This window comes from Siminovitchia terrae, from assembly GCF_003605405.2.
Classification (GTDB): domain Bacteria; phylum Bacillota; class Bacilli; order Bacillales; family Bacillaceae_C; genus Siminovitchia; species Siminovitchia terrae.
In genome coordinates, this window is record NZ_QYTW02000001.1 from 49,002 (window position 1) to 74,575 (window position 25,574).

At 41.5% G+C, this 25,574-nt stretch carries 25 protein-coding genes; 11 read left to right on the forward strand and 14 right to left on the reverse strand.

Annotated features, from left to right (window positions below):
• Window positions 1-471 precede the first annotated feature (471 nt).
• Together D5F11_RS00250 and D5F11_RS25725 are read left to right on the forward strand one after the other, a co-directional pair.
• Complete coding sequence (locus D5F11_RS00250; RefSeq protein WP_120115056.1) at window positions 472-801, forward strand: helix-turn-helix domain-containing protein; 330 nt, start codon at window positions 472-474, stop codon at window positions 799-801.
• A gap of 24 nt (window positions 802-825) precedes the next feature.
• Complete coding sequence (locus D5F11_RS25725; RefSeq protein WP_185830411.1) at window positions 826-984, forward strand: hypothetical protein; 159 nt, start codon at window positions 826-828, stop codon at window positions 982-984.
• A 178-nt stretch (window positions 985-1,162) separates the two neighbouring features.
• On the opposite strand, the gene D5F11_RS00255 is transcribed toward D5F11_RS25725, so the two are convergent.
• From D5F11_RS00255 to D5F11_RS00265, 3 genes are read right to left on the reverse strand one after another with little or no spacing between them, the layout of a single operon-like run.
• A complete protein-coding gene (locus D5F11_RS00255; RefSeq protein ID WP_120115055.1) occupies window positions 1,163-1,825 on the reverse strand; it encodes a CoA transferase subunit B in 663 nt (220 codons plus the stop codon).
• Between the two features lie 15 nt (window positions 1,826-1,840).
• Entirely contained in the window at window positions 1,841-2,530 is a 690-nt protein-coding gene (locus D5F11_RS00260; RefSeq protein WP_120115054.1) for a CoA transferase subunit A, read from the reverse strand.
• A 21-nt stretch (window positions 2,531-2,551) separates the two neighbouring features.
• Entirely contained in the window at window positions 2,552-3,745 is a 1,194-nt protein-coding gene (locus D5F11_RS00265; protein WP_120115053.1) for an acetyl-CoA C-acetyltransferase, read from the reverse strand.
• 205 nt (window positions 3,746-3,950) lie between these two features.
• Between D5F11_RS00265 and D5F11_RS00270 the strand changes: the two genes are divergently transcribed.
• From D5F11_RS00270 to D5F11_RS00280, 3 genes are all read left to right on the forward strand, one after another.
• Window positions 3,951-4,604, forward strand: a complete 654-nt coding sequence (locus D5F11_RS00270) for a 5-bromo-4-chloroindolyl phosphate hydrolysis family protein (RefSeq protein WP_120115052.1) — start codon at window positions 3,951-3,953, stop codon at window positions 4,602-4,604.
• Window positions 4,601-5,779, forward strand: coding sequence for a toxic anion resistance protein (locus D5F11_RS00275; RefSeq protein WP_120115051.1), 1,179 nt, complete (start codon window positions 4,601-4,603; stop codon window positions 5,777-5,779). The genes D5F11_RS00270 and D5F11_RS00275 overlap by 4 nt, the downstream gene beginning before the upstream one ends.
• A 436-nt stretch (window positions 5,780-6,215) precedes the next feature.
• A complete protein-coding gene (locus D5F11_RS00280; protein WP_120115050.1) occupies window positions 6,216-7,112 on the forward strand; it encodes a hydroxymethylglutaryl-CoA lyase in 897 nt (298 codons plus the stop codon).
• Here D5F11_RS00280 and D5F11_RS00285 read toward each other — a convergent pair.
• From D5F11_RS00285 to D5F11_RS00305, 5 genes are all read right to left on the reverse strand, one after another.
• Complete coding sequence (locus D5F11_RS00285; RefSeq protein ID WP_185830412.1) at window positions 7,109-7,429, reverse strand: iron-sulfur cluster biosynthesis family protein; 321 nt, start codon at window positions 7,427-7,429, stop codon at window positions 7,109-7,111. The two genes, D5F11_RS00280 and D5F11_RS00285, sit on opposite strands and share 4 nt — an antisense overlap.
• Before the next feature lie 239 nt (window positions 7,430-7,668).
• Window positions 7,669-8,622, reverse strand: coding sequence for a single stranded DNA-binding domain-containing protein (locus tag D5F11_RS00290; protein ID WP_120115048.1), 954 nt, complete (start codon window positions 8,620-8,622; stop codon window positions 7,669-7,671).
• Window positions 8,576-9,121, reverse strand: coding sequence for an RNA polymerase sigma factor (locus tag D5F11_RS00295; protein WP_120115047.1), 546 nt, complete (start codon window positions 9,119-9,121; stop codon window positions 8,576-8,578). Before D5F11_RS00295 ends, D5F11_RS00290 begins: the two co-directional genes overlap by 47 nt.
• A gap of 159 nt (window positions 9,122-9,280) precedes the next feature.
• Window positions 9,281-10,678 (reverse strand): purine-cytosine permease family protein, encoded by a 1,398-nt coding sequence (locus D5F11_RS00300; RefSeq protein ID WP_120115046.1) that lies wholly within the window; start codon window positions 10,676-10,678, stop codon window positions 9,281-9,283.
• A gap of 992 nt (window positions 10,679-11,670) precedes the next feature.
• On the reverse strand, window positions 11,671-12,354 hold the full coding sequence (locus D5F11_RS00305) for a VOC family protein (protein WP_185830413.1): 684 nt from the start codon (window positions 12,352-12,354) through the stop codon (window positions 11,671-11,673).
• A gap of 233 nt (window positions 12,355-12,587) precedes the next feature.
• On the opposite strand from D5F11_RS00305, the gene D5F11_RS00310 reads away from it, so the two are divergent.
• Both D5F11_RS00310 and D5F11_RS00315 read left to right on the forward strand, forming a co-directional pair.
• Complete coding sequence (locus D5F11_RS00310) at window positions 12,588-13,817, forward strand: DNA polymerase IV (protein ID WP_120115045.1); 1,230 nt, start codon at window positions 12,588-12,590, stop codon at window positions 13,815-13,817.
• On the forward strand, window positions 13,814-14,161 hold the full coding sequence (locus D5F11_RS00315; RefSeq protein WP_120115044.1) for a YolD-like family protein: 348 nt from the start codon (window positions 13,814-13,816) through the stop codon (window positions 14,159-14,161). The genes D5F11_RS00310 and D5F11_RS00315 overlap by 4 nt, the downstream gene beginning before the upstream one ends.
• 82 nt (window positions 14,162-14,243) lie before the next feature.
• Here D5F11_RS00315 and D5F11_RS25730 read toward each other — a convergent pair whose 3' ends face one another.
• Entirely contained in the window at window positions 14,244-14,411 is a 168-nt protein-coding gene (locus tag D5F11_RS25730; protein WP_185830414.1) for a hypothetical protein, read from the reverse strand.
• Window positions 14,412-14,946: 535 nt separating this feature from the next.
• On the opposite strand from D5F11_RS25730, the gene D5F11_RS00320 reads away from it, so the two are divergent.
• A complete protein-coding gene (locus D5F11_RS00320; RefSeq protein ID WP_126646470.1) occupies window positions 14,947-15,534 on the forward strand; it encodes a hypothetical protein in 588 nt (195 codons plus the stop codon).
• A gap of 321 nt (window positions 15,535-15,855) precedes the next feature.
• Here D5F11_RS00320 and D5F11_RS00325 read toward each other — a convergent pair whose 3' ends face one another.
• The 3 genes from D5F11_RS00325 to D5F11_RS00335 form a co-directional block, all read right to left on the reverse strand.
• Window positions 15,856-17,283, reverse strand: a complete 1,428-nt coding sequence (locus D5F11_RS00325) for a serine hydrolase domain-containing protein (protein WP_120115041.1) — start codon at window positions 17,281-17,283, stop codon at window positions 15,856-15,858.
• A gap of 873 nt (window positions 17,284-18,156) precedes the next feature.
• Complete coding sequence (locus D5F11_RS00330) at window positions 18,157-18,957, reverse strand: SDR family NAD(P)-dependent oxidoreductase (RefSeq protein WP_120115039.1); 801 nt, start codon at window positions 18,955-18,957, stop codon at window positions 18,157-18,159.
• Window positions 18,958-18,970: 13 nt separating this feature from the next.
• The gene (locus D5F11_RS00335) at window positions 18,971-19,924 is read right to left on the reverse strand and encodes an MBL fold metallo-hydrolase (protein WP_120115038.1); all 954 of its coding nucleotides are present in this window, start codon (window positions 19,922-19,924) and stop codon (window positions 18,971-18,973) included.
• A gap of 549 nt (window positions 19,925-20,473) precedes the next feature.
• On the opposite strand from D5F11_RS00335, the gene proC reads away from it, so the two are divergent.
• Together proC and namA are read left to right on the forward strand one after the other, a co-directional pair.
• Entirely contained in the window at window positions 20,474-21,301 is an 828-nt protein-coding gene (proC, locus tag D5F11_RS00340) for a pyrroline-5-carboxylate reductase (protein ID WP_120115037.1), read from the forward strand.
• Between the two features lie 75 nt (window positions 21,302-21,376).
• Window positions 21,377-22,393 carry an NADPH dehydrogenase NamA gene (gene namA, locus D5F11_RS00345; protein WP_120115036.1) on the forward strand — a complete coding sequence of 339 codons (1,017 nt, stop codon included), beginning with the start codon at window positions 21,377-21,379 and terminating at the stop codon, window positions 22,391-22,393.
• Window positions 22,394-22,857: 464 nt separating this feature from the next.
• On the opposite strand, the gene rnz is transcribed toward namA, so the two are convergent.
• Window positions 22,858-23,781 carry a ribonuclease Z gene (rnz, locus tag D5F11_RS00350; RefSeq protein ID WP_120115035.1) on the reverse strand — a complete coding sequence of 308 codons (924 nt, stop codon included), beginning with the start codon at window positions 23,779-23,781 and terminating at the stop codon, window positions 22,858-22,860.
• A gap of 111 nt (window positions 23,782-23,892) precedes the next feature.
• On the opposite strand from rnz, the gene D5F11_RS00355 reads away from it, so the two are divergent.
• Entirely contained in the window at window positions 23,893-24,348 is a 456-nt protein-coding gene (locus D5F11_RS00355) for a YueI family protein (RefSeq protein WP_120115034.1), read from the forward strand.
• Here D5F11_RS00355 and D5F11_RS00360 read toward each other — a convergent pair whose 3' ends face one another.
• The gene (locus tag D5F11_RS00360) at window positions 24,349-25,563 is read right to left on the reverse strand and encodes a DNA polymerase IV (RefSeq protein WP_120115117.1); all 1,215 of its coding nucleotides are present in this window, start codon (window positions 25,561-25,563) and stop codon (window positions 24,349-24,351) included.
• Window positions 25,564-25,574: the final 11 nt, after the last annotated feature.

Genomic DNA, 25,574 nt, shown 5'->3' on the forward strand with positions numbered 1-25,574 from the left:
GCAGACAGTATTTATTCTTTCTGGACAGTATTTGCCTGAGCGCAGACAGTATTTATTCTTTCTGGACAGTATTTGCCTGGGCGCAGACAGTATTTATTCTTTCTGGACAGTATTTGCCTGGGCGCAGACAGTATTTATTCTTTCTGGACAGTATTTGCCTGAGCGCAGACAGTATTTATTCTTTCTGGACAGTATTTGCCTGAGCGCAGACAGTATTTATTCTTTCTGGACAGTATTTGCCTGAGCGCAGACAGTATACCGCTTAAATTGCATTACCGTTTTTTCCTCCCCTATTCTTACTAATAGGTTTTGCTCCATTTAAAAAACTTCAATTTCTACAGTATTTTCTCAATTAAGAACCTTTTTCTTTCAAATGCAACTGTTTTCTCATTTTTACTTACTATTTCCCGACTTTATAAAGAACGATCCGTTCCTTATAATGAACATAACAATGAAAGGGGGTCATGTTTTGTGATCGGGCTTTATATTAAGGAGCTCAGGGAAAAAAGGGGGTTCTCACTCTCCAAACTTGCCCTAAAGGCTGGCATATCAAAATCATATCTAAGCTACATAGAACGGGATATGCAAAAAAACCCTTCATTGCAAGTCCTCTCCAAAATCGCCCGCCCTCTCGGAGTTTCGGTTGAACAGCTTTTGCAAGAAAGCACCCAAAGAGAGATCAAATTAGACCGAGAATGGCAATTGCTGGTGCAAAAAGCAATACACGCCGGCATGAGGAAAGAAGATTTTCTGGAATACTATGAATTCATTCGTTTTAAAAACCGCCATAAGAAAAGATGAATTTCCATAAAGGAGAATGGAACAATGGGAGATCATAAAGGGGGTAATCAGTATCTTGGTTATCTTGATTACGAATGGGTTTTACTGTTAAATGAGGCGAAGCAAATGAGTATTACAAAAGAAGAGATTCTCTTATTTTTTAAGAGTAAAAGGATTCAAGAGGATAAAGAAATAAATTGTTAAATAAGAAAACCGCAAGGACATCTTAGGAGACAAGTACAGGGCGAATGGCGAGGAGGCAGTCCCACAGCCACCGATGCCATTTGACTTGATCCTTGTGCGAATGGCGCCTGGATCTAGGTCGATTTTATACTTTATCTATAATAAGAGGCCTGGTTTTGGCAAAACCAGGCCCTTATGCCTAATATGCCTCCATCATAACATCTTCGCTTACAGTCAGCTCCGGTTCCGTCGATTGTTGAATATCCTCGACTGAATAGCCCTTAGCCACTTCCTTTAATACCAGTCCGTCTTCCGTTACATCTATGACCGCACGATCCGTGATAATCCGATCCACGACTTTCTTACCTGTCAAAGGCAGGACGCATTCGTTTAAAATTTTCGGTTCGCTGTTTTTGTTGACATGCTCCATAATAACAATGATTTTCCCTGCACCATGAACAAGGTCCATCGCTCCTCCCATGCCTTTGATCATTTTACCGGGAATCATCCAATTTGCAAGATCGCCATACTTTGAAACTTCCATTCCGCCCAAGATAGCCAGATTCACATGCCCTCCTCTAATCATGGCAAACGATTCAGCGCTATCAAAATAGACAGCTCCCGGAATAGCGGTCACAGTTTCTTTTCCTGCGTTGATTAGATCGGCATCCACTTCGAGTTCTGTAGGATAGGGGCCGATGCCGAGTAGCCCGTTTTCCGACTGGAGTACCACCTGTTTGTTGCCTGAAATATAGTTGGCCACTAAAGTTGGCATTCCAATACCAAGGTTTACATAATATCCGCTTTTTATCTCTTTTTCCGCTCTTCTTGCAATCTTTTCCCTCACAGCAGCTTTACTCATTTGACAACCCCCTTTCTATGAACTGACTATCCGTCTTTCAATCCTCTTCTCAAGTTCTCCTTGTATCAATCCCTGAACATAAATGCTCGGGGTATGGATGCAACCCGGATCCAGTTCGCCGACCGCTACGAGATTTTCAACCTGAGCGATAGTCACTTTTCCCGCTGCTGCGATCATCGGATTGAAATTTCGAGCAGTCTTTCTGTAGACAAGATTGCCCATCTTATCACCTTTCCAAGCATTTATAAGGCTAAAGTCCGCTGTCAGTGCCTCTTCCAGTACATACTCCTTTCCATTAAATTCCCGGATTTCCTTTCCTTCCGCAATAGGTGTGCCAACTCCTGCCGGGGTATAAAAAGCTGGGATCCCTGCACCACCGGCTCGAATTCTTTCTGCGAGAGTCCCTTGGGGAGTCAGTTCAACTTCGATTTCACCCGCCAATACCTGACGTTCAAACTCCTTGTTCTCTCCTACGTACGAACCGATGATCTTTTTGATCTGCTTATTTTGAAGCAGCAGGCCGAGCCCCCATTCATCCACTCCGCAGTTATTTGAAATGACGGTTAAATCCTTTACTCCCCTATCAACGAGTGCCATGATCAGGTTTTCCGGAATCCCACATAGACCAAATCCTCCAACCATCAGGGTGGATCCATCTCTGATATCAGCCACTGCATCCTGAAATGTCGCAAATATCCTTTTCATCCCGATCCAACCTCCTTTGAATTATTGTTCTGCCAGTTCAACAATCGTTGCTACCCCCTGGCCGCCGCCAATACAAAGAGTAGCAAGTCCTCGTTTTGCCCCTCTCCTTCTCATCTCATACAGAAGTGTAACTAAAATTCTCGCTCCACTGGCTCCGATCGGATGTCCAAGTGCAATCGCACCTCCATTGACATTCAAGATGGACTTATCCAAATCCAGCTCTCTGTCCACCGCAAGCGATTGGGCTGCAAATGCTTCGTTTGCTTCAATAAGTTCTATATCTTCCAGTGACAAACCGGCCTTTTGCAGCGCTTTTTTCACAGCGGATACAGGACCGATTCCCATAATGCTTGGATTGACCCCTGCATTGGCATTAGCTCTAATAAAAGCAAGCGGTTTGATGCCAAGTTCATCCGCTTTTTTTCTTGACATAACCATAATGGCTGCCGCTCCGTCGTTGATGCCGGATGAATTACCAGCTGTGACGCTTCCTTCCTTTTTAAAAGCGGGTCTTAGACCTGCCAGCTTTGCAGCGGTCGTGCCCTTACGCGGATATTCGTCTGTGTCAAAAACAATCGGGTCGCCTTTTCTCTGCGGGATTTCAAACGGTACAATTTCCTCTTTGAACTTGCCTTCCTCAATCGCTTTCACGGCTTTATCCTGACTCCATGCCGCAAATTCGTCCTGCTCTTCTCGGCTGATATGATATTGCTCACATAAATTTTCAGCTGTGACACCCATATGATAATCATTAAAAATGCAGGTAAGACCATCACTCATCATGCTGTCAACAAGCTTTTGATCGCCCATTTTGAAGCCTTCCCTGGCATTTTTCAAAAGGTACGGCGCCTGGGTCATATTTTCCATCCCGCCAGCAACAACTATTTCCGCATCACCTGCCAAAATAGCCTGTGTTGCCAAATGAACGGCCTTCAAACCAGATCCACACACTTTATTAATTGTCATAGAGGAAACGCTTTCAGGAATGCCGGCCTTCATCGCAGCTTGCCGTGCTGGGTTTTGTCCGAGCCCAGCTTGGAGAACGTTCCCCATTATGACTTCATCTACATCTTCTGGTTTAACTCCTGCCCTATTTAGTACCTCTTTGATAGCTGCTGCTCCCAAGTCAGGAGCTGGCGTATTCTTCAACGTTCCTAGAAAACTTCCGATAGCTGTCCGAACTGCACTAACAATCACCACTTCCTGCTGACTCATTCTTTTTAGCCTCCTTTGAATAATGCCTCCTGTAACCTTTCGGTAAAAGTTACAGAAATCCTCTTTTTAACAGAGGAATGGGTGAAAACCAACATTCTTTGCCTTTCAATAAATCTTTAAATTCCTTATAATGAAGATAATGAAACTTCTACGGGTGATAATCGTATATAAGGTAAAAGCAAGTTTGGACAGGAGTGGATGCAGCTTGAAATCGTTTTTTTCTTTTTTTCTTGGAATGTTTACTACTGCTGAAGCAGTTATTATATGGCTTATTTTGTTCTTGGGCTTTGATATGAGCTTCCTTGCCTCATCAGGCATCTCGGTCCTAGCCGGTCTTGTGACATTCTACGGAGTCAAGTTCGTTTCGGACTACCGTTTTTTAAAGAAAAACCGACTGACCCGAAAAGAATACGCCTATATTCAAAAAAATTTGCTGGAAGCCAAAAGAAAGATAGCACGCCTGCAAAAATCATTTTTTTCCGTCAGGACGATGGGAGCCTTCAAACAGTTGTATGAACTAAACAGGCTGGTGAAAAGAATGTACTCCATTGTCCATAAAGACCCTCGGAGGTTTTACCAGTCAGAGCGCTTCTTCTTCTACCATCTGGACTCGGTTGTGGAAATATCTGATCGGTACGCTCGACTTGCTGCCCAGCCAGTGAAAAATGATCAAATCTATCTATCACTGAAAGAAACTCAAAGCACTCTCGAGGATTTGAATGAATCCATCAAAAAAGACATTTACCACGTACTGTCTTCAGACGTGGATGAATTGCAATTCGAATTAGATGTTGCAAAACACTCGCTGAAAAAACTGGAGTATCACCCCCTTGATGACGAAAGGAGTACTAAAAAATGAGTGAACCGATGAATGAAAAAGTATTGAAAGACGAATTTACAGATGGGTTGGATGACTTACTCGCCAATCCGTTTGGAGAGCAGGAGCTCTCTTTACAGCCGCAAACGTCAGAGACCGTTGCCCCCAAGCCGGTTAAGCTTGTGGATGCCTTGCCAGAAGAGAGTAAAAAACGGGCGTTGGATCTTGCAAAGCAAATCGATCCATCCAACCATCAGGCGATCATCTCATATGGTACACAAGCACAGTCACAGCTGCTTAATTTTTCAAGCTCCATGCTGGATCATGTTCAAAATAAAGATATCGGACCGATTGGCGATGTTTTAAATGAGTTGATGGGAAAGTTGAAATCCATCAATCCCGAAGAACTGTCGCCTGAGAAAAAGAATTTTTTCTCTAAAATGTTTGGCAAAATATCAAACTCCATTCAGGAAACGATGTCTAAGTATCAAAAAACCGGCGCTCAGATCGACCGGATCAGCATTAAGCTGAACCAGTCAAAAGATGTGCTCATTTCAGATATACAGATGCTTGAGCAATTATATGAGAAAAACAAGGAATATTTTCATGCATTGAATATTTTTATTGCAGCAGGCGAGTTGAAGCTTGAAGAGATTCGGTCAGAGACCGTTCCTGCTTTGAAGAAAAAAGCGGAAGCATCAGGAGATCAAATGGCATTTCAGGATGTAAATGATATGATCCAATTTGCAGACCGGCTTGAAAAAAGGTTACATGACCTCAAATTAAGCCGGCAAATCACGATTCAAAGTGCTCCACAAGTCCGGATGATTCAAAATACAAACCAGGCTTTGGCAGAAAAAATTCAGACATCAATTGTAACAGCCATTCCTCTTTGGAAAAACCAAATTGCGATTGCTCTTTCCCTTTTCCGCCAGCGGCAGGCTGTTGAAGCGCAGAAACAGGTATCGAAAACGACAAACGAGCTGCTTCTTAAAAACGCTGAAATGCTGAAATCCAATACGTTGGAATCTGCCCGGGAAAACGAGCGTGGGCTTGTCGATATTGAGACATTAAAGAAAACCCAAGCGAATCTGATCTCCACACTGGAAGAAACAATCAAGATCCAGGAAGAAGGCCGGACAAAACGTGCCCAAGCCGAGCAGGAGCTTGTCACAATGGAAAACGAATTGAAACAAAAGCTGCTTAATTTAAAATAAGCTGATGCGACTTAACAGACGGGCATCCCCTTCATAAAACCGAATCTTGCAAATATCATTCAACAATAAGAAAAGCGAAAGGCGCGCAGCCTTAGGCGACAAGCTCAAGGCGAATTTTGATGAGGGAGTTCCTCAGCCCACCACAGCGAAGCTGCTCATTTCAAATGCATCGTGAAAAGCTTCCTTGAATATGCTGTGGCTCCCCATTGGCACTAGGACGTCCTGTCGCTTCGCCTGCACTAGTACTTCCTGTACGTCGGCTGGCTCAAGCAGCGACGTCCTGTCGCTTCGCCTGCACTAGTACTTCCTGTACGTCGCAGCTAGATATATTAAATCTTAATGCGAACAAAATATTTCATCTAATTTTATACTTTCTTACTCAACCACGAAAAACCGGACTTTACTGTCCGGTTTTTTATCTAAGGAGGTTTTTTCATTGAATTTACCGACAAAAGTGACCATTATTGAAGTCGGACCGCGTGACGGTCTCCAGAATGAAGAAAGTTTCGTGGATACCGAAGTGAAGAAAAAATTTATTTTGCAGTTGGTGGGGGCAGGAATCAAAGAGATGGAAGTTACTTCTTTTGTTTCTCCTAAGTGGGTGCCTCAAATGCGTGATGCTGCGGAAATTGTTCAAGCTGTGCCTGCCGGGGTCAAAAGCATTGTCCTTGCACCGAACCGGCGTGGAGTGGATCGGGTGATGGAAACTTCCATCAATGCAGTTGCAGTTTTTGTTGGCGTCAGCAATACTTTTAACAAGAAAAATATCAATAAGCCGACAAAAGAAAGTATGGAAGAATTAATACCTATCATATCCGAATTGAAAAAGAGAAACTATTTCGTCAGGGCCTGTATTTCTACCGCCTTTTATTGCCCTTATGAGGGAAAAGTAGCGGAAGCCGATACAATATCGCTCTGCCGGGAATTTGCGGAAGCCGGGGTTGATGAGCTGAGCGTGGCGGATACAATCGGCATGGCTGTACCGACTGAAGCATTTTCACTTTTTTCAAAGATCAAAAAGGAACTTCCTGAACTGATGGTTGCAGCTCATTTCCACGATACTAGAAAGACAGCCTTGGCCAATATATTTGCTGCACTGCAAGCAGGTATCGACCGCTTTGACACGTCGGCTGGCGGACTCGGCGGCTGCCCTTTTGCTCCTGGAGCGACCGGCAATGTGGCAACGGAGGATGTCGTCTATATGCTGCAGCGCATGGGAATCGATACAGGAATCAACCTTGACAAACTAACAGAAGCAATTGACCTGATTACTCCCGCAGTCTCCAGACCAATCACTACAGGTTATTACCAATTGGCTAGAAAATCCAACTAATCAAACAGGCTCATTCTTCCGTTGAGGATTTCGTTTGGACTGGATAATTGAAAGGCATGGCTCTGTTCAGAAAAATCAATTTCCAGTTGTTCATCCAAAAATAAGAGTTTAGACTGTTCCAGCCAAATTGGCATTTCGTTCGTCATTACCGATATCTCATCGCTTCCCCTCTCCTGCTTGTCTGCAAGCCTGAGAGTGGGAATGCCGCTGAGAGAGCAGCCTTCGATGTCATACATCAGCTTCAGATCCAACTCCCTGCCTGCAAGCTTTTTTTTGATCTGCTCAGTTGCTTTTGGAGTAAGAGTTATATTTACCAACTTTTGCTCACCCTTTCTATTATTTTTAGATGGCTTTATTCTTTCACTTCAAACCGTATACTATTTAAAAGAGGTTCCCAAACGGAAGCTGGCTCGAATTGTACCCAGTTTCGAAAAACTGAGCGTTTAGAAACGAGTAAAGACCATCAAACATTTTTCTGTGATGGTACGTACTGCGTCAGGTCAATGAAAAACAACACAGGAAGATTCTAAACCGGGGGTACAACGGACTTCTGGTTTCAGTTTTCGAAACTTCCTGTTTCTTCTCCATCAATTTTCAACTTCCAAATTCCTTTTTCCGGAAAAGTCAGTTTCCCGCTGTATATATAAATAGGGCTGTTTGTTGAAGCATCCATCTGTTCGGTTTCTTGAACAAAAATATGCTCCGATACCGATTTTCCATTCTCGTTTATTAATTGTACATCAATTTTCTCTTTATCTTTCCCCGAACTTTCTATCGTTATATCTGTTTTCTTGCCAACTTCCATTTCTTTTGGAGATTTTTCAAGTGTATAGTACTCGGTTTTAGGGAATGGGGGCAAAACTTTCAATGAAAACTTATCGAATAATTGACCATCCACGTAAAACGAGAGCTGCCATAACCCTTCCTCGGGAAAAGGAGTAAATGATGTCAATATATGGGCATCATCTCCATTAAGCCCCTGCTGCGATAAAACCCCTTTTGACAATTGAAGGCTTTCGTTATGATTTGCCGCTTCTATTTCGTATTCTTTCCCAGCTAGCTTCTCAGGATTTCCCCAATAGAAAATCATCAGCTTGGCAACCCTTCTTGGATCTTCCGCAACGAAGTGGTCAAAGGTATTTAAAATCCCGACCTTGCCTTCCATTCCAAAAACCTCCTGCTTCGTATCCGGGAGAATAAATGACTGCCCTTGCGGTACACTTTCAAGATCCGTAAAACTCTCAGTTTTGTCCTCCATCGAGGTTTTCATTTGAAAAGATTGACTTTCTTCCTTAGCGGTTTCGCGGCCAATCCCCCCTTCAAGCAGTGAGAAAGCAAGTATCAATAAAATAGCTGAAAGAGAGAGGATCGCTGCAGCTGGCTTAAATCTATTTCTTTGATGAGTTCTATTCTGTTGCAGTTTCGATAATATATTTTGCCGCTGCTCTTTCGTTAATGAATATTTAGGAAGGCTCTTTAGACTTTCTTTGATTTGCTCCATTTCCCTCAAGATCAAACCCCTCCTCTTCTAAAAATTCCTTCAATTTTTTCAATGCACGGTGATAAGTAACATTAACATTGTTTGGGCTGCACTTTAATATTTCACCAGTATCATTGGATGACAGTTCCAAAATCCCCCGCAATATTACCACTTCTTTTTGCTGGGAAGAGAGTCTATCAATGGCATCATATAATTGCCGCTGTTCAAGACTTTGGATGATAATGTCCTCCGATCCAGGGACTTGCTCCCGATCCGCAATGAAATAGTGCCTGATTCTCTGCCATACTTTCTTTCTTCTGTAGCGGTCTATTACAATATTTCTAGCAATGGCTATGAGCCAGGTTTTTGGATGAGAGTTCCCCTTAAATTTGGATAATTTATTCATTGCGATTAAAAAGGTATCCTGCACCAGGTCCTCCACATCTGTAAATCCTGTATAGTAAATAAGGAAACTGGTAATATCTCTTTCATATTTCTCAAACCAGTCTTCAATCGAATACTCCTTCACACTGTCCCTCCTCTCCTTTATATATTAGACGATTATAGATCAATTACCTTACACTTTTCATGAAAAAATAAAGAAGGCTTTAAAGGCAAGGTTCCGGAGACAGAATGGAAAATCAAAAACGCGGAGATGGATTATCCCCGCGTGCATATGTCTTTTTATTTAATTCGCTTTTGGCATATCGGTTGCTGCTTCTTTTTTAATATAATATTTTCCTTGGGTTGCAACTGCCAATATAATCGTCAATACGAACGCCAATATTCCTGCGAAGAAGGCTGCAAACCCTTCCAAGAAACTCCCCATCAATCCAAATGCGGCAATCGTTCCAACGACGCTGGAAATAATCAATGAAAGAACGCCTACCGGATTCCAGGCATATAAATATTCCTGACGGTATTCAAAATAATCCGGACCGATCTTGAGCATTTTTTTAACGACAAATGCATCGCAGATGACGATGGCTGCCCAAGCAAATAGAAATACGCCCTGGAATGTCAGCAACGGACCGAGATGATCCATGACGCCAGCCAGCATGCAGGCAACCGCAGCTGCGGCTGTGAAAAACACCCAGAAATTCCTCCCTGGCTTGAAACGGAAAACATTTTCAAAGAAGTTCGCCAACGAAAGTGAACCGCTGTACAGATTGGTAATATTAATTCGCAATTGAGTAAGGATTGTAAATAAGGCCCCAAAAATTCCAATCAATTGTACAAAATAGATGCCCGGATTTTCCTGCATGAAACGCGCGCCAAACCAGATTCCAATCAGACCCATCACGAAAAAGCATACAAGCGCCGGGATGAATCCTACCATGAAAACGCCCATTTTAAACTGGCTTGGTTTGATAAAACGTGCATAATCTGAAATAAGCAATGCGATAATTCCCACCAGACCGTTCATGATACCGATACAAGTAACAAGGGATGATCCTCCGACAGCCATACCCTCTGGAAGCACACCCCAGAGACTGCCCACATATTCAGGCTCAAGTCTTGAAGCAACGACAATCCCAGCCCCCATCAAAATAACAAATATCGGCAGTGTCCACTTTTGCAGCTTATCAAGCTGCTTCACCCCAAACCAGTTGAAAGGAACAACAGCCAATCCGAAAAATATCATTAAAGACCAAACAGGAATACCTGGAATATATTCATGAACAGCATAAGCCATGATAGCCCCTTCGATGGCACAATACATAATGAAGTTCAAAGCGTAAATAAGGGATGTGATAGACGCTCCAATATAGCCGAAGCCGCCTCCTCTGGCCATCAAGTTCACATTCAGTCCGGATTTACCCGCAATGTAGGCGATTCCAATTCCCAAAACACCTGCAATGATGGTGGCATAGATTTCAGCGAGCAAAGCGTTCACCGCTCCGAAGCTTACGGTCATCAGACTCCCCATTTGCATAAATAGCATAGCTGTAGCCACACCCAGCGTCACATTCGTGATGCTCCACCAGTTCATCCGGTAATGTTCAGGCACGCGCTCTAATGCGTAATCCTCTTTTTTCTCTTGCTTCTCTATGATCTTTCCATCATTTTTAATTACTTCCGCCACACTGTTTCCCCCTCTTATTTTATACTCATATAAATCTTCCTGAAAAATAGTTTGTGTCCTTTTTCCCAGTCACCTTTCCCTCCTTCCCTTAGCAAATAGTAATCGCTTACATCAAAGGGGGCACCTGACCACCTTGATGAAGAACATATCGCAATAATCATACCAACATATGAATTTAGGCCTATTTTTTATAAAAAGCGACAGAAACCTTTTGCTTATCTGCTAAAAGACGAATATGTGATATGAAAGATCACGTTTCGTCATCAAGGATAATCGTTCAATTTTGCAATACACTTTTCACTTTTGCAAAAAATCTAATAATTGAATGTACCTTGGGGATATCTTACTCAAGGAAAAAATAAATAAGAGGAACGCACCTTTATACAAATTCCGGGCCATTATCATAATCAAATGTGTTCGATTCTGTTCAGTAAAATACGCCAGACGGTTCATGATCCGGAACATTTTTGCAAATTATCAAAATGGTGGATTTTGTCTGGCATCTGGAATGGGTCTCTTTAATCGCTTCTACCAATTGTTTCATCAAGCGTCTCAAGCTTTTGCTTACACAATTTTTTCACGTATACATTCGCTTACCACGGGAGCATTGGCGAATGTCATTTTGATTTTGCTTCGTTAAATCATCTACTCTTCTTGCAAGTCGTTTGAAGCAGAGCCATGCCCAAAAGCGCCATTACTCAATATAACGGCGCTCGTTTGCTGAATTGCACATTCCATCAAGTTAATTCTGAAAAGAAACATAACCATATAGGGACTGAGACATCATTAGAAAGTTCTTTTTGCTGTTCTTGATCACTATTATCTTCATAACTGTTTTCGATAGAGCTGAACAACTTACCGCATTAACCGTACCAAAAGAAAAACCACTGCCAAAGGTATCCCCCTAACGCTAACGATGCACTAACCATGAAAATCCCTCAAAAATCCAGTACATCCATATTCCATATATTGTCCTCTGACATGTCACAGCTTTATGAATCTGTGCTATTCATAAAAAATTCATTTTGTTCATCTACACCTAAAACGACCTTATCAAGTGTTATTTTCAGTGGGAAGATTTTAGATTTTTTTTCCGAGAACAACCACCTTCTACCGATGCTAGTTAAAATAATGAAAACCCCGTTTTTGTTTTCTTGCATGAAATGTAAAGAAGAATGAGTAATTGGTTCATTATCACTTTCCAAAATGTTGATTGCTTTCAATTGTTCGCCGACCTTTGGCGCATCTTTTACAACTAAACCAATTTCACTGATATTCAAAATATGATTTACCGAAAATGGTGATTCATTCATCGGATTCTCCTTATATCGTGCAATGAGTTCAACAATATTTCCTGATGGATCTTCAAAATAACAAGCATGTGCAGGCCAAAATGAGAAGTCTGCCTCATCTTCTCCATCCTCTAATAACAGCGTTGTTTTTCCTTTCAACCATGCCTTTGCTTCTTGAAATTGATTGGATGGAATATTGAAAGCAAAATGGTAATAGGGGGCCCCTGCTACATTTTTATTGGTAAATTCTAAAATGCTCGTTCCCACTTGGATTTGAAAACCATATGGACTTTCACCATGAAGGGCAAAACCTAAACATTCCGTATAAAATTCTTTCATTGTTTCTAATTGAGTAGTTTTTAACGTTAGCAACTTGATTTCCATAAAAAATATCCCCTCCTAAAAATATAGTAATCATGATAAACGAGCCCTTAAATATTTACTTCTATAGTTTAATATCCATAGAACTTCTCCTTTAATCAAATTTTTTGATTTATTGAACTCTTACCTTTTCATCTTATGATAAAATACATTAATTCCCAGTATTAAACGAACATATATTCCCATATAATATAGATGCGAATATACGTTCTGTTACGAAGGTGGGAGATAACTGAATGAAGAACAAAGTGATTTTCCTTACAGACATCCAATCGTTCTACGCATCAGTTGAAAAGGTCCGTGACCACTCATTAAAGGATAAACCTGTAATCGTCGCAGGAGATCCAGAACGCAGAAGCGGAATTGTTCTAGCTGCATGTCCATTAGCAAAAAAATTCGGCATTACTACTGCCGAGACTTTAGGATCTGCAAAGCTAAAGTGTCCTCATGTAGAAGTGGTCCGTCCTCACATGCAGCTATATATCGATGTATCTATTCAGCTTGGCAAAATCATGGAACAATTTACTGATTTAGTCGAACCATTTTCAATAGATGAGCAGTTCATGGATGTCACGGGCAGTCAAAGAATATTTGGTCATCAGTTTGAGATGGCTAAAAAATTGCAAATGAAAATACTGAATGATATAGGCGTCTACTCAAGAATCGGCATCGGTCCTAATAAAGTGCTGGCCAAAATGGCATGCGATAATTTTGCCAAGAAAAATAAGGTTGGCATTTTTCGATTAGATGAAAATAATATCGATCGACTATGGGAATTACCAATTGAAAAGACACTTGGTGTAGGTAAAAAAATGGGGAAGCACTTGCGAGGAATGGGAATTTCTACAATTGGAGGATTGGCTAAATTTCCAGTTGAATTGCTGAAGAAAAGATGGGGCATTAATGGAGAGGTTTTATGGCAAACAGCCAATGGTATCGACTATTCGCCGGTCACTGTCAAGACGCATAATCAACAAAAAGCTGTTGGCCATCATATGACCTTGCCCAGAGACTACACGAAAATAGAGGACATAAAAATAGTACTCCTGGAGTTATGTACCGAGGTCGCTCGAAGATGTCGAAAAAAAGGGTATATGGGTGTAACAATATCATGTAGCGTCAGAGGTGCAGACTTTGATTATCCTACTGGATTTAATCGACAAGTGACGCTTCCAGTTCCAACCAATTACGACCTGGACATTTTTCAGGCGGCATACAAATTACTTATAAAATACTGGGATCGCGAACCCATCCGAAGTTTAGGAGTGTCTCTGTCTCACCTTCAGCCATCTCATCAGTATCAGATCGATTTATTTGACAACTACCTTTATCGAGAGCAGTTGAATACAGCGCTAGATAAAATCTGGGATAAATATGGACGTACTGCTATATATAGAGCCTCATCCATCACAAGTGCCGGGCAAGCTCATGAGAGAGCGTACAAAATTGGAGGTCATTATAAATGAGAGTTAATAAGCTCACTCCTGGTTACAATTTACGTTGGGAATCAAGTAGAATGATGCTGCCTGAACATAGGGAACAGTTATTGGAGGAGATGCGTAAACAGCAAGAATTTATCCCTGCTATACTAGACAACGATCAACTTCAAGAAATCGATCGTGTAATCGTTAAATCGATTGAAACAAGGCAAGCTGTTACAATTACTTATGCAAAAAAACATGGGCCTGCTTACTTTTTTGGGTGGATTCAAAAAGTAGATATAAATGAAGGTTGGTTAAAAATGTTTCATAATGCTGATACTCTTACTATTCCCTTTAAGAGGATTATAAATGTTGAAATCAATGGTTAAGCTGATTATAATGATTGACCTATATAACGCTATTTGCCAACAAAAAACCAAGCGGTATGTTTGGCTTTGGCTGAAGAAAAGATCAAGTAGGAGGGGAAGAATCAAATGCGCTTTGGCGTATTTGCGCCCAGATTTTATCGAGCTCCGCTCGATAAATTTCCTCTAAAAATCTGTAGCATCCGCCGGAGGCTTTAACTTTATTTAGCCGGGATTTGAACCCCCGCTGAATGGAATACCAATAGGCATTCATCTCACCACTTACAGAAGCGGGAGACTTCTGCTGAATGAAGTTAAACTCTCTATAAAAAGCTGATTATGCTATAATTTTCCTCATACAATAGAATGGCTCTCTCAAGGGCGGTCTGGCTCATCCCCAATGAAAGGGGGTGATGCTTATGACGGTATTTGAAGCTTTATCACTTTAAATGGACTATTATTAACGATAAAAAAAGTATTTGCTTCTAAATTCAGATGGGTATCCAGTAAAACCTGTAGTTAGATATCTAAAATACTTAGATCATACGGGTAAATCTGATAACACGCTTAAGACTTACTGTTATCACCTAAAACTTTATTACCAATTTTTGAAGCAATCAAAAAATTTTATACGGACTTGGATTTAAATCTATTGGCCTGCTTTATTAGCTGGCTAAGAAATCCTAATCAGTTATGACGCTGTTAAAAATATATTGTTCAAATTGTCCCATCAATATGATGTACATTTAGATATCGTTCAAATACCTGATTTTGATGATGAAAGCTTTATTGATCATCATTATGAGGAAATGGAAAACATTGATAGTACTGATGAACATATAGTATTAAAATTATACGGTAGAGATTTAATAAATTATTACCATCGAGCAATGAATATGGAAGAAAGTGAGTTCAAATATCTTGCTTATTATCAAATCTTGGAGTGCATTTTTGATAAAGTTCATTTGTATGCAACTGTTCAAGATGTAAAACATATCATAAATTCTGATTGGTTTTCAAAGCACAGTAATGAGGATATAAAGATAGTTATAGAAATGGTAGATACATATAATAAAAAACGAAGTGACCGTGAGAAATTAACACTTGTTTTGGAAAATTATTTTAGAGGAAGTTTGCATCATAATGCATTTTTAACTGCTAATAGGTCAATCATTAATATATTAAAAGAAATGAAATTTATTAAAGATGACAAAGAACTTAAAGATTTAAAAAAAGTAGTTGATATCATTTACGACTTCATATGTAAGTGTACCCATTCAAACAGAACATTCCCAGTTAAAAGGAATTTTGAAAATTCAAATCATGAATTAAAGAATTACATTCAGCTAATAAAAAAGTTAACTGAAAAAAATATTATTAATTATGAAAAAAGATAAGGATTCATTATATTATTCACCAATCGGGCGCGATTATGGAATATGATGGCTAACGACTTTGAATCGTTAGTCATTTTTGTGCAGAAATAATAAAGTTGTTTAATTTACAATAAAGTCATTTAAAAAAGAATATAGTTGTTTAAAAATCCTTATTCCACGAACGGAGCAGGTTAGTGGAAGCAATAGTAATTAAGTTTGACTGGGAAAATTGTCGATGATATTAAAAAAGACACCGAAGTGTCTTATGTTTTTCAAATTAAGCATACCGATAAAATGAAATTTAATTACTTAACATTATGCTTATCTTGGGAGCGAGGTATTTTATCGGTGAGTGTATACAAACCATGTAATGCTTGCTGTTAATAATGCTGACGAAATCAAAGCTGTAAGAACACTATATGTTCGCCAAATAAGTATCGTTGACCAATCGAAAGCACAGCACAGTATACCCAGGGCAATCGTAGCGATCAGGAAAATAACTGTTACGATTATTCTCTTTTTTGTCATTGGCTGGCGCTCATTCGTTTTCCTTCTGCGTAATCCTAAGAGAAATAGCAAAACGGCCAATAGGCAAAGAATAATTGTGATAGACGACAAAATGATATCCAAAAGCTGTGTGCCGCTTATTTCATATGACTGAGTTAGATTGCCATCTAATATATCTTTAACTTTTAGTACCATGCTTCTATTGATATTTGCGCCGTTGGTCAGCAAGCAGATGGCTGTTCGTTCATTTAGCAGTATGACCACTTCGGTTCCGAAATTGGGATTGCCCCCTGGGTGCTCTATAATCGTTTGGTCGGCGTTTACCGACCAGCCTGCCGCATAATACATATCGTTGACAGCCGAAACAGACATATCACCCCTATGTGATTTTTCGATAACCGTGTGAAATATTTCGGGTATGTCCTGCACGATACCCATCTGTATGCCCATCCAACGCGCCATATCTTTTGTATTAGAAATGATGTAGGCTGCGGGTTTATTCCCAGCATAATCCGGAGCATTAAATGGAGTTGTCATAAAAAAGGAAGAACGGTAGCCCTGTGCCAACTGTCCGGTGGCTTGAGCATCTTCTTTATAAACATACGTCTGGTGAAGACCCAACGGCTGAAATACCTGTTCTCTCATAAAGTCTTCATAGCTTTGTCCCGACACAATCTCAATAACCAGACCTAATACGTCATAATTAACAGTTCCGTAATTATACTGTTCACCGGGAGGGAACGCCAATTCAGCATCCACGAGCATTTCCACAGTCTTTTGCAACATATCCGGTGTATTGCCTTGTGGAATATTTTGAGTATGCCTAATATTTGTTAGACCACTGGTATGGTGAAGAAAGTTATTTAGTGTAAGGCTTTGCATATCAACAGGTTTCCCTTGATACTTTAACGTAAACCAAGGTAAATATTTTTGGACAGGGTCAGTCATTGAGAGCAGCCCTTGCTCTTCCAACAGCATAATACCCATACCGGTAAAAGCTTTACTGACCGAGGCTAACTCATAGAGTGTATTTTCACTTGCAGACAACCCCTTTTCACGGTCTGCATACCCTGAAGAAAAGTAGAACACTTCATCATCAGCAAGTATTGAGATTGACATTCCCGGCACACCTGATATACGACAGGCATCATCTAGCAACGCTTGTATTGCCGCAGATTTCGAATCTGACAACGCATAACTTTGTGTTGCGAATCCTGAGAATAATATAAATATCGTTAATACAAAAACAATAATCTTTTTCATAAACTCTCCTTTTTGAAAAATTATAAGAGAATAATATAAATAACCTGCTTTTACAACTACTAAACTAAACTAAATTTTAATTTATCTTTCTATTCACCTATATAATATCAAGTAATTGTGAAGAGTTACACTTAACCGAACAGAACTTTAAAGAGCCTTGCTACGTAGAATGTAGTAAGGCTCTTAGCTTTTAATAATCAAAATTCAATAACTTTATTATCATTATACAATTTTTAAATCATTCTTTAAATACATGTCTATAATGAAAGAACACACTTAAATTTATGATAGCTTTTGGCGCATTAATCGCCTTACTGTCGCAAGACAAAAAGAAATAGACCTCCCTTGAGACCTGAACAGTTTTAGGGATTGGTCTATTTCGTTGAACAATCTGAGCCATCCGTCCTTAGGCAAGGGCGACTATTGTACAAGGCCGTAAGTGTTGGTAGCACTTGCGGTCTCTTTTTACCTTTAGTAGTTCTTACCTTTTTTATAACATATTTTTTCACCGAATTAAATATGCATACAATAACTAGCGTTTAGTAATGGCTTGATGTTTCAAAGCAGTAAGCGACTTTTTCCACAACAGATTTATTATAACTCTTTCGTGTGAGCTTTGATGCAGAGCTTTTTTGTTCAGCAAACTCACCCAATCCGGATTCTTAGGCCAAGTTTTCCTGCCCACTTCCTTCGGATTCAGCATCGCCGTAAACACCCTTCTTGTGCCTTCACAACTTGGAACCGCCCGCCCATAATTGAGCATGAATGGTGGGGATACAGCAGTTTTTGCGCTCCTCCCCATTAATGGGATCATTTTGCTGCTGCGACTGGTTCTTAACAATTAGCATTACGGGCACCCATAGCTCCACCAAATTACTTTTTAAAAAATGCTTTTTTTCCAAGGCGTTCAACAAGACTTGGAAATAAAGTGTACAGGATGCTTCCTACGTTCATCCATCCCGGTAAATTGATCTCCCTGCGTTTCTTGAGCATCGCATCCACAACCTGTTCAGACACCCTTTCAGTGGAAAGTATATGCCGGCCTAAATTCTTGACATAGTTTCCACTTGGATCTGCAAGTTCAAAAAAATTCGTAGCCATTGGTCCCGGATTAACAGCGGTCACAAACACGTCATCTCCAGCCAGCTCCATCCGCAAACTGTTTGTGTAGCCCAAAACAGCATGCTTCGTTGCCGAATAAACACTTGATTTCGGAGTGGCTAGCTTCCCTGCTTGAGAAGAAATGTTGATGATATGCCCGTTTTTCCTTCTTCTCATGGAAGGAATCACTTCTTTTGTGCAGACTATCATGCCCACAACATTAACGGCAAACATCCCCTCTACATCTGCTGGTGTCACGTCTTTTGCCTCCGCAAATATTCCATATCCTGCATTGTTGACCAAGACATCGATGTGACCAACTTGTTCAAAAATATCCCGGAAAACTGCGGGGATATCCTCATGCCTGGAAAGATCCAGATTTAAGGGCAAACAGTCTACACCGTACTTTTCGCGGATGTTTTCAGCCATCTGTTTCAGCTTTTTTAGATTACGAGCAAGGAGTACAAGATTGGCACCTCTTGCTGCACATCGATAAGCAATCTGTTCTCCCAGGCCGCCTGAAGATCCGGTAATCGCAACCGTTTTCCCTTTTAAGCGCTCATTTTTTCTCATTGTCTATTCTCCATCAGGCAGAAAAATAAGCCGTACCATCATCGTTTATTCGCTTCGTAACTGCTTCGTTTGAGATAAGATAGTCAAGCTGTGCTGTCGTCTCCGACAATGTTAAGCCAAGTTGCTTTTCATAGACAGCAGGAAATAGGATCTTCGTTAGTTCAAAGGTTGTGAGCGGCTTTTCCTTCAGAAGCTCCAGCACTTGCATGGATCGGTCGTGCTGTCTGGAAAGCCGGCGTTCAATCAGTTCATGCGTCTTTTTCACTTCTGGACCGTGACCTGTAAAGACTTCGCGAATCTCCACACCCAACATTCTGCGAAGAGACTCATTATATTGAAGCTGCGGCTTTGGGCGCTCCTTTAAAGGGTCAAGAGGAGGCTCAAGGAGCGGATTGGAAGAAATCGTTGCCAGGATATGATCCCCCGCAATCAACGTTCCATCCTTCTCACGGTAAAAAACCAAATGGCTTTGTGCATGTCCCGGTGTCTCAAATAAAGTCCAATTTTCAAATCCCGGAATGACATCTCCTTCTTCAATTTCATAAGTCAGCGCACGTTCCGCCGAATATCGTAGAGGCGATTTCAAAGCTAAAAGCATCTTCTCAACATCCCCCTCTATCCCAAATTCGGTAAACAACCGACTGTAAAACAGATCATAGGATTTTAGAAAATCTTTGTCTTTTTCAATCCATGGGCGAACGTACGGATGACCATATACAGGAATATCTTCCGGCAGCCATTCAAGCAGCCCGACATGGTCTGGATGGTGGTGTGTCAATACAACTTGTTCAATATCTTTTGGTTCATAGCCTGTTTCTTTGAGTTGCTTCTTAAATGATTCCCATGCTTCTTCGGTTTTGACACCTGCATCAACCAAAGTCAGAGAATCTCCTTTGATAAGATAAACATTAACGTCTCCAACTGCAAATGGTGTTGGTAAAACCAGCTTGTTAATTTTTTCGTCCATACATACCCCTCAACTTCATTATTTTAAAAAAAGAATGAATAACTTAAGTATGTATAGTTTATCTATTTTTGCCTATAATGTCATTATATTTGGATAGGAATAGAGAATTGTGCCCCAAAACCCCTTGACAATTTTTCATTCTGTCAGCATAATCATATATAAAATTAAGTTAAAATAAGCGATGATCGGGATTAGTAGATAAGCAATGATGAAAGAGATTGGAGTCCAGCGGCTGGAAGGCTCCATCATCCACTATTTTATCGAACCTGCCCAAGTGAGCTGTCAGCCAAAACTGACCGTTCCCCTGCGTTACAGGGTTTTGAGATAACTGCCACCATTGGCAGTTAATAAAGGTGGTACCGCGAAAGTCAACCCTTTCGTCCTTTGACGGATGAAAGGTTTTTTTGTTTTTAATTAGAGAACATAAGTTAGAAGCATTGACTTAAGCGTCTAGCCCTTAAAGAGCCCTTTGGCTGCTGAAAAACCGCTTCTCAGGGCTTTATTGGGATGAACAGGCGCTTGCGCTTTTCTAAATGGAGGGAAAAACACATGAAAATATCATTCATCGGAGCCGGATCCATGGCAGAGGCTATCATTGCCGGTTTAATTGAAAAAAATATTTGTAGGGGTGAAGACGTCTTTGTCACCAACCGCGAAGACCGAGAGAAATTGGAGCAACTGGAACGCCGTTACGGAATCCAGCCGACATATGACATGGAAGGACTGTTCCAAGGGGCTGACATGGTTATTTTTGCAGTAAAGCCAAAAGATGCGGATTCCGCCCTTCTGAAAATCCAACCATACATCCAAGAGGATACCTTTTTCATATCAGTCATGGCTGGAATATCCATCGCATTTATAGAAGAAAAATTGAAAGCTGAATGTGCTGTTGCAAGAGCCATGCCGAATACTTCCGCAAGCGTAGGAAAATCGGCCACAGCTGTTTCATTCAATCAGCGTGTATCTGATAATCAAAAGGAGTTGGCGGCTACAGTATTTTCATCGATCGGAATAACGGCTGTTGTCGAAGAGACCAAGCTCGATGCCATAACAGCCCTTTCCGGGAGCGGTCCTGCTTACATCTACTATGTGGTGGAAGCCATGGAGAAGTCCGCCTGGGAAATCGGCCTTGATTCAAATATGGCAAAGCAGCTTATTCTCCAAACATTGGCCGGGGCCGTAGAAATGCTGAGTTCCTCAGATTGCGAAGCTGCCGAGCTGCGCAAAGCTGTAACCAGTCCAGGTGGTACAACAGAAGCCGGCATCAAAGTACTCCAGCAAAATAATGTGGAAGAAGCCTTTATCCAATGCATCAAGGCAGCGGCGGAACAATCAAAACGTTTGGGTCAAATCCACGAATCGAAACACCTAGTCTGAGGCCTGCTATTGGGTTTCTTTCTCCCCCTCTTGTTATAATAAAAAAGACAAATGACGAAAGGGGCTTTTTACTGAATGGCAATAAAACTATTTGATCCATATGAAATAAACAATGTAATTTTGAAAAATCGCATTGTCATGTCTCCTATGTGTATGTACTCCTGCTATAATGAAGACGGCTTGGTCAATGATTGGCATTATACCCACTATACGAGCCGTGCCGTTGGGCAGGTCGGCTTGATTATCGTGGAGGCGACTGCGGTCACTCCCCAAGGAAGGATAAGCCCGCAGGATTTGGGTATTTGGAGCGATGAACATGTGGGAGGATTGACAAAGCTTGTAAACATGATCAAAGCACATGGAGCAAAAGCAGGTATCCAAATCGCTCATGCCGGCAGAAAAGCCGAGCTTGAAGGCGAAATCCTGGCACCTTCCGCACTCCCCTTCAATGAAAAAATGAAGACACCGAAAGAAATGAGCATCTCTGATATAAAAGAAACGGTCAAAGCGTTTGGAAAGGCCGCCGAACGGGCCAAACAAGCCGGTTTTGACATCATTGAAATTCATGGAGCTCATGGCTACCTGATCAACGAGTTCCTCTCTCCAGTTACCAATCATCGGACGGACGAATATGGCGGAACCATGGAAAACCGCTACCGCTTTTTAAAAGAAATTATCACAGAGGTAAAAGCTGTATGGGACGGTCCGCTCTTTGTCCGGGTCTCAGCCAATGACTATCTTGAAGCGGGCTTAGCTCCATCCCATTATGTAACGATAGCCAAATGGATGAAAGATGACGGAGTCCATTTAGTTGATGTCAGCTCGGGAGCTGTCGCACCAGCGAAAATTTCAACATATCCTGGCTATCAGGTCCCATTTTCCGAAAAAATCAAACATGAAGCAGATATCCCGACTGGTTCTGTCGGTTTGATCACTACGGGAATTCAAGCAGAAGAAATATTGCAAAATAACCGTGCCGACCTTATCTTCCTTGCACGCGCCCTTTTAAGAGATCCATACTGGCCAAGGATCGCAGCGGAAGAACTTGGTTATGAAATTGAACCTCCGGTGCAATATAAGCGGGGATGGTAATGAGAAAAGCGAAAGCGCCTGTTCATCGACGTACAGACTGGAGCAATTCTGACGAGATAAAGGAAACACGCGTAGCAAAGCGGAGCGATGTTGACTTATCGTAGGAAGAAGCGTGAAGTCTGCTAGTCGATAGGCGCTGCAGCTAGACAAATAAGAAAAGCGGAGGGCGACGTTTAGCGACGTACAAACTGGACAGATCCTGACGAGATAAAGGAAAAAGAGAAGCGGAGAGTGCCTGCTTATCGGCGACAAGCATAAGACGGACGCTGAAGAAGGCGTAGTTTGCCTTCAGCAGCGTTTGGCTTATGACCTCGAGCCGATGGCACTCGCAGCTGGACAGCACGGCGAAGCCGTAGGCGAACCGATGTTGACTTATCGTAGGAAGGAAAAGGTTGTGCTAGTCGCTGAGCCCGAGATGGCGACGTTAGCGACTTCAAGATTTTCATTTGAGAATAGCCATACCTTCATTCAGAGGGTATGGCTATATTCGCAAAATCAGAAACTACTTTTGTTTCATGGAAGACTGACTGCGCTTCTTTCTCCAGCCGATCCCAGTCCTCCTTGGTATATCTGGAGCTGATATGGGTCAGGCAAAGAAGCCGCGCATTCGCTTCGCGGGCAATAGCAGCCGCTTGAAGCGTAGTAGAATGGAAGTATTCCTTTGCCATTTCTTCATTTTCTCCTGAAAAAGTGGATTCATGAACGAGCAGGTCCGCATCCCGCGAAAGTTCAACAGCGTTTTTACAGGGGCGTGTATCTCCCAGTATAGCGAGGACACGACCTTTTTGAGGCGGTCCGACAAAGTTACTTCCATTGACGGTTCTTCCATCATCAAGTGTGACCGTCTCCCCGTCCTTCAGCCGCTTATAAATAGGACCAGGTGGTATCCCCGCTTCCAAGAGTTTCTTTGCATCTAGCGTACCTTGTTTGTCCTTTTCAGTAATCCGAAATCCAAAGCTCGGAACAGCATGATCCAAAAGTAAAGCCTCGATCTTAAACTGAGAATCTTCGAAAATTGTGCCGTCAGCAAACTCTATGATAGTGAGTGGGTATTTCAAGTGCGTTCCGCTCACTTTGAGCGAAACCTCAAGAAATTCCAGAATCCCCTTCGGACCGTAAACAGTGAGTTCTGATGTACCGCCCTGAAAAGAGCGGCTTCCCAATAATCCCGGCAAACCAAAAATATGGTCACCGTGAAGATGGGTAATGAAGATTTTTTCGATTTTTCTTGGTTTTAAGGATGTATGCAGGATTTGGTGCTGCGTAGCCTCGCCGCAATCAAATAACCAAACTGCATTTCTTTCTTCCAAAAGCATTAAGGCCAGTGCAGATACGTTCCGCAATTTTGCCGGAACCCCTGCGCCAGTGCCAAGAAACAGAAGGTTCATCAGTTCACCCGCTTTCTATCTTAATCTTATACATATTGATGGGATCACCAGCATCAAGCTGAATTCACCCAGAACATTTCAACGGAATATATTATCGCGGAGGTGTTGTTCATGAAACGCGCCAATATCGAAGACTATTTGGAAAAAGGAATGTACGGCACGAAGCAGACAAAGCTTGAAGAACGAAAGAAGTTTCTCGGTACCATCAGGGAAAGGATAGTCGTCGCCCTTACAAAAAGCCAGGTAATGGAACCGAGCATCTATCCCGAGGTTGAAAAAATGATGAACGAACATCCGAAAACGACCCTCTTGCTAAATGGCGAACTGGGTTATTCCTTTTTATCCGATTATATACAAAAGGCACGCCAAAAGAAAATCCCTTTTTCTATAGTAAAGGACAAAGACCATTGCACGGATATCGGGCTTGTTCTTACCTATCAGCATGCTATTGATAAAAAGGATATTTATATCAAAAAGCGACCACCCAAAATCCCTGAGTCCCAAAAGAAAACAAAGAGTAAGCAAGCTCCCCTTTCTCTCATTAAGCGGATATTTAAGAGAAATTGATCAGGGTTTCTTTTTATCTTCAGGGCTGGAGTCTTGCACACCTATATTCAGAATCGAAGGGCCATATTTCTTTTTCATTTGATGGATCGCATCATATAGTGGCTCTTTTTTTGCTTCTTTTTCATAAGAGAACAAGCTTAGTTGTTCAAAAGCATGATCCGCTTTTAACAAGTCTTGGCCAGTAATTCCCAACAGCCGAACTGGATGGCCATTCCAATTTTTTATAAACAGCGTCTTAGCAGCTTTGAAAATATCATGGGGTTCAACGATAGGATTTTCAAGCATCCGGCTTCTGGTAATGGTCTCGCGATTTTTATATTTGATCATGACAGAAACATTTTTTGTCACATACTGCTTCCTCTTCAGTCTAACCGTCACATTGGCTGAAAGTTTTTCCAGTACAGAAAGAAGTTCGGATTGATTGGAAATATCCCTTGGCAATGTAATTGAGCTGCCGATGCTTTTATTCACAGCTGCAGCTTCTGGATCTACTTTCCGGGGGTCTATTCCGTTTGCCCGTTCTTTTAGCTGGACCCCGCGGATGCCTATGACGGATTGAAGCTGCAAATCATTAGCATGGGCCAGATCCTTGATCGTTTTCACTTTGATTGTTCCCAGTTTTTCTGCTGTTTTTTCTCCTACCCCATGCATTTCGATAACCGGTAAAGGCCATAGGACGCCCGGTATATCCCTTTTCCTCAAAATAGTGATTCCCAGTGGCTTTTTCATATCCGAGGCCATTTTCGCAAGAAACTTATTGGGAGCAATTCCAATACTGCATGGCAGATCTAGTGTATTTAATAAATCCTTCTGGATCATTTCGGCTATCTGAACCGGACTCCCCAACTCTTGACAATCTGTAATATCAACATATCCTTCATCAATGGATACAGGTTCGACGAGGTCGCTATACCTTCGTAAAAGGTCGAAAATAGCTCTTGAAACAAGCCGGTAACGCTCGTGGTTTGGTTGTTTGACGATGAGCTTCGGACAAAGCTTCTTCGCCTCCCAAAGCTGCATCGTCGTTTTAACTCCGTATTTCCGTGCTTCGTAGCTGCATGTGACGATAATCCCTTTTCTTTGTTTGGCATCGCCTGCAATCGCTAAAGGCTTTCCTTTCAAAGAAGGGTCATCCGCAATTTCAACCGAAGCGAAAAAGCTGTTCATATCTACATGAAGAATTACCCGCCCGCTTTTCGGATACAATTTCTTCATCTCTTCATCCA

Coding starts and splice junctions, on each gene's coding strand:
- D5F11_RS00255 (WP_120115055.1), bottom strand. CDS start 1,825: ATGAGTAAAGCTGCTGTGAGGGAAAAGATTGCAAGAAGAGCGGAAAAA.
- D5F11_RS00305 (WP_185830413.1), bottom strand. CDS start 12,354: ATGGAAATCAAGTTGCTAACGTTAAAAACTACTCAATTAGAAACAATG.
- D5F11_RS00335 (WP_120115038.1), bottom strand. CDS start 19,924: ATGGACGAAAAAATTAACAAGCTGGTTTTACCAACACCATTTGCAGTT.
- D5F11_RS25730 (WP_185830414.1), bottom strand. CDS start 14,411: ATGAATGCCTATTGGTATTCCATTCAGCGGGGGTTCAAATCCCGGCTA.
- D5F11_RS00320 (WP_126646470.1), top strand. CDS start 14,947: ATGGAAAACATTGATAGTACTGATGAACATATAGTATTAAAATTATAC.
- D5F11_RS00315 (WP_120115044.1), top strand. CDS start 13,814: ATGAGAGTTAATAAGCTCACTCCTGGTTACAATTTACGTTGGGAATCA.
- D5F11_RS00355 (WP_120115034.1), top strand. CDS start 23,893: ATGAAACGCGCCAATATCGAAGACTATTTGGAAAAAGGAATGTACGGC.
- D5F11_RS25725 (WP_185830411.1), top strand. CDS start 826: ATGGGAGATCATAAAGGGGGTAATCAGTATCTTGGTTATCTTGATTAC.
- D5F11_RS00325 (WP_120115041.1), bottom strand. CDS start 17,283: ATGAAAAAGATTATTGTTTTTGTATTAACGATATTTATATTATTCTCA.
- D5F11_RS00275 (WP_120115051.1), top strand. CDS start 4,601: ATGAGTGAACCGATGAATGAAAAAGTATTGAAAGACGAATTTACAGAT.
- namA (WP_120115036.1), top strand. CDS start 21,377: ATGGCAATAAAACTATTTGATCCATATGAAATAAACAATGTAATTTTG.
- D5F11_RS00265 (WP_120115053.1), bottom strand. CDS start 3,745: ATGAGTCAGCAGGAAGTGGTGATTGTTAGTGCAGTTCGGACAGCTATC.
- D5F11_RS00260 (WP_120115054.1), bottom strand. CDS start 2,530: ATGAAAAGGATATTTGCGACATTTCAGGATGCAGTGGCTGATATCAGA.
- D5F11_RS00330 (WP_120115039.1), bottom strand. CDS start 18,957: ATGAGAAAAAATGAGCGCTTAAAAGGGAAAACGGTTGCGATTACCGGA.
- D5F11_RS00360 (WP_120115117.1), bottom strand. CDS start 25,563: ATGAAGAAATTGTATCCGAAAAGCGGGCGGGTAATTCTTCATGTAGAT.
- D5F11_RS00310 (WP_120115045.1), top strand. CDS start 12,588: ATGAAGAACAAAGTGATTTTCCTTACAGACATCCAATCGTTCTACGCA.
- proC (WP_120115037.1), top strand. CDS start 20,474: ATGAAAATATCATTCATCGGAGCCGGATCCATGGCAGAGGCTATCATT.
- rnz (WP_120115035.1), bottom strand. CDS start 23,781: ATGAACCTTCTGTTTCTTGGCACTGGCGCAGGGGTTCCGGCAAAATTG.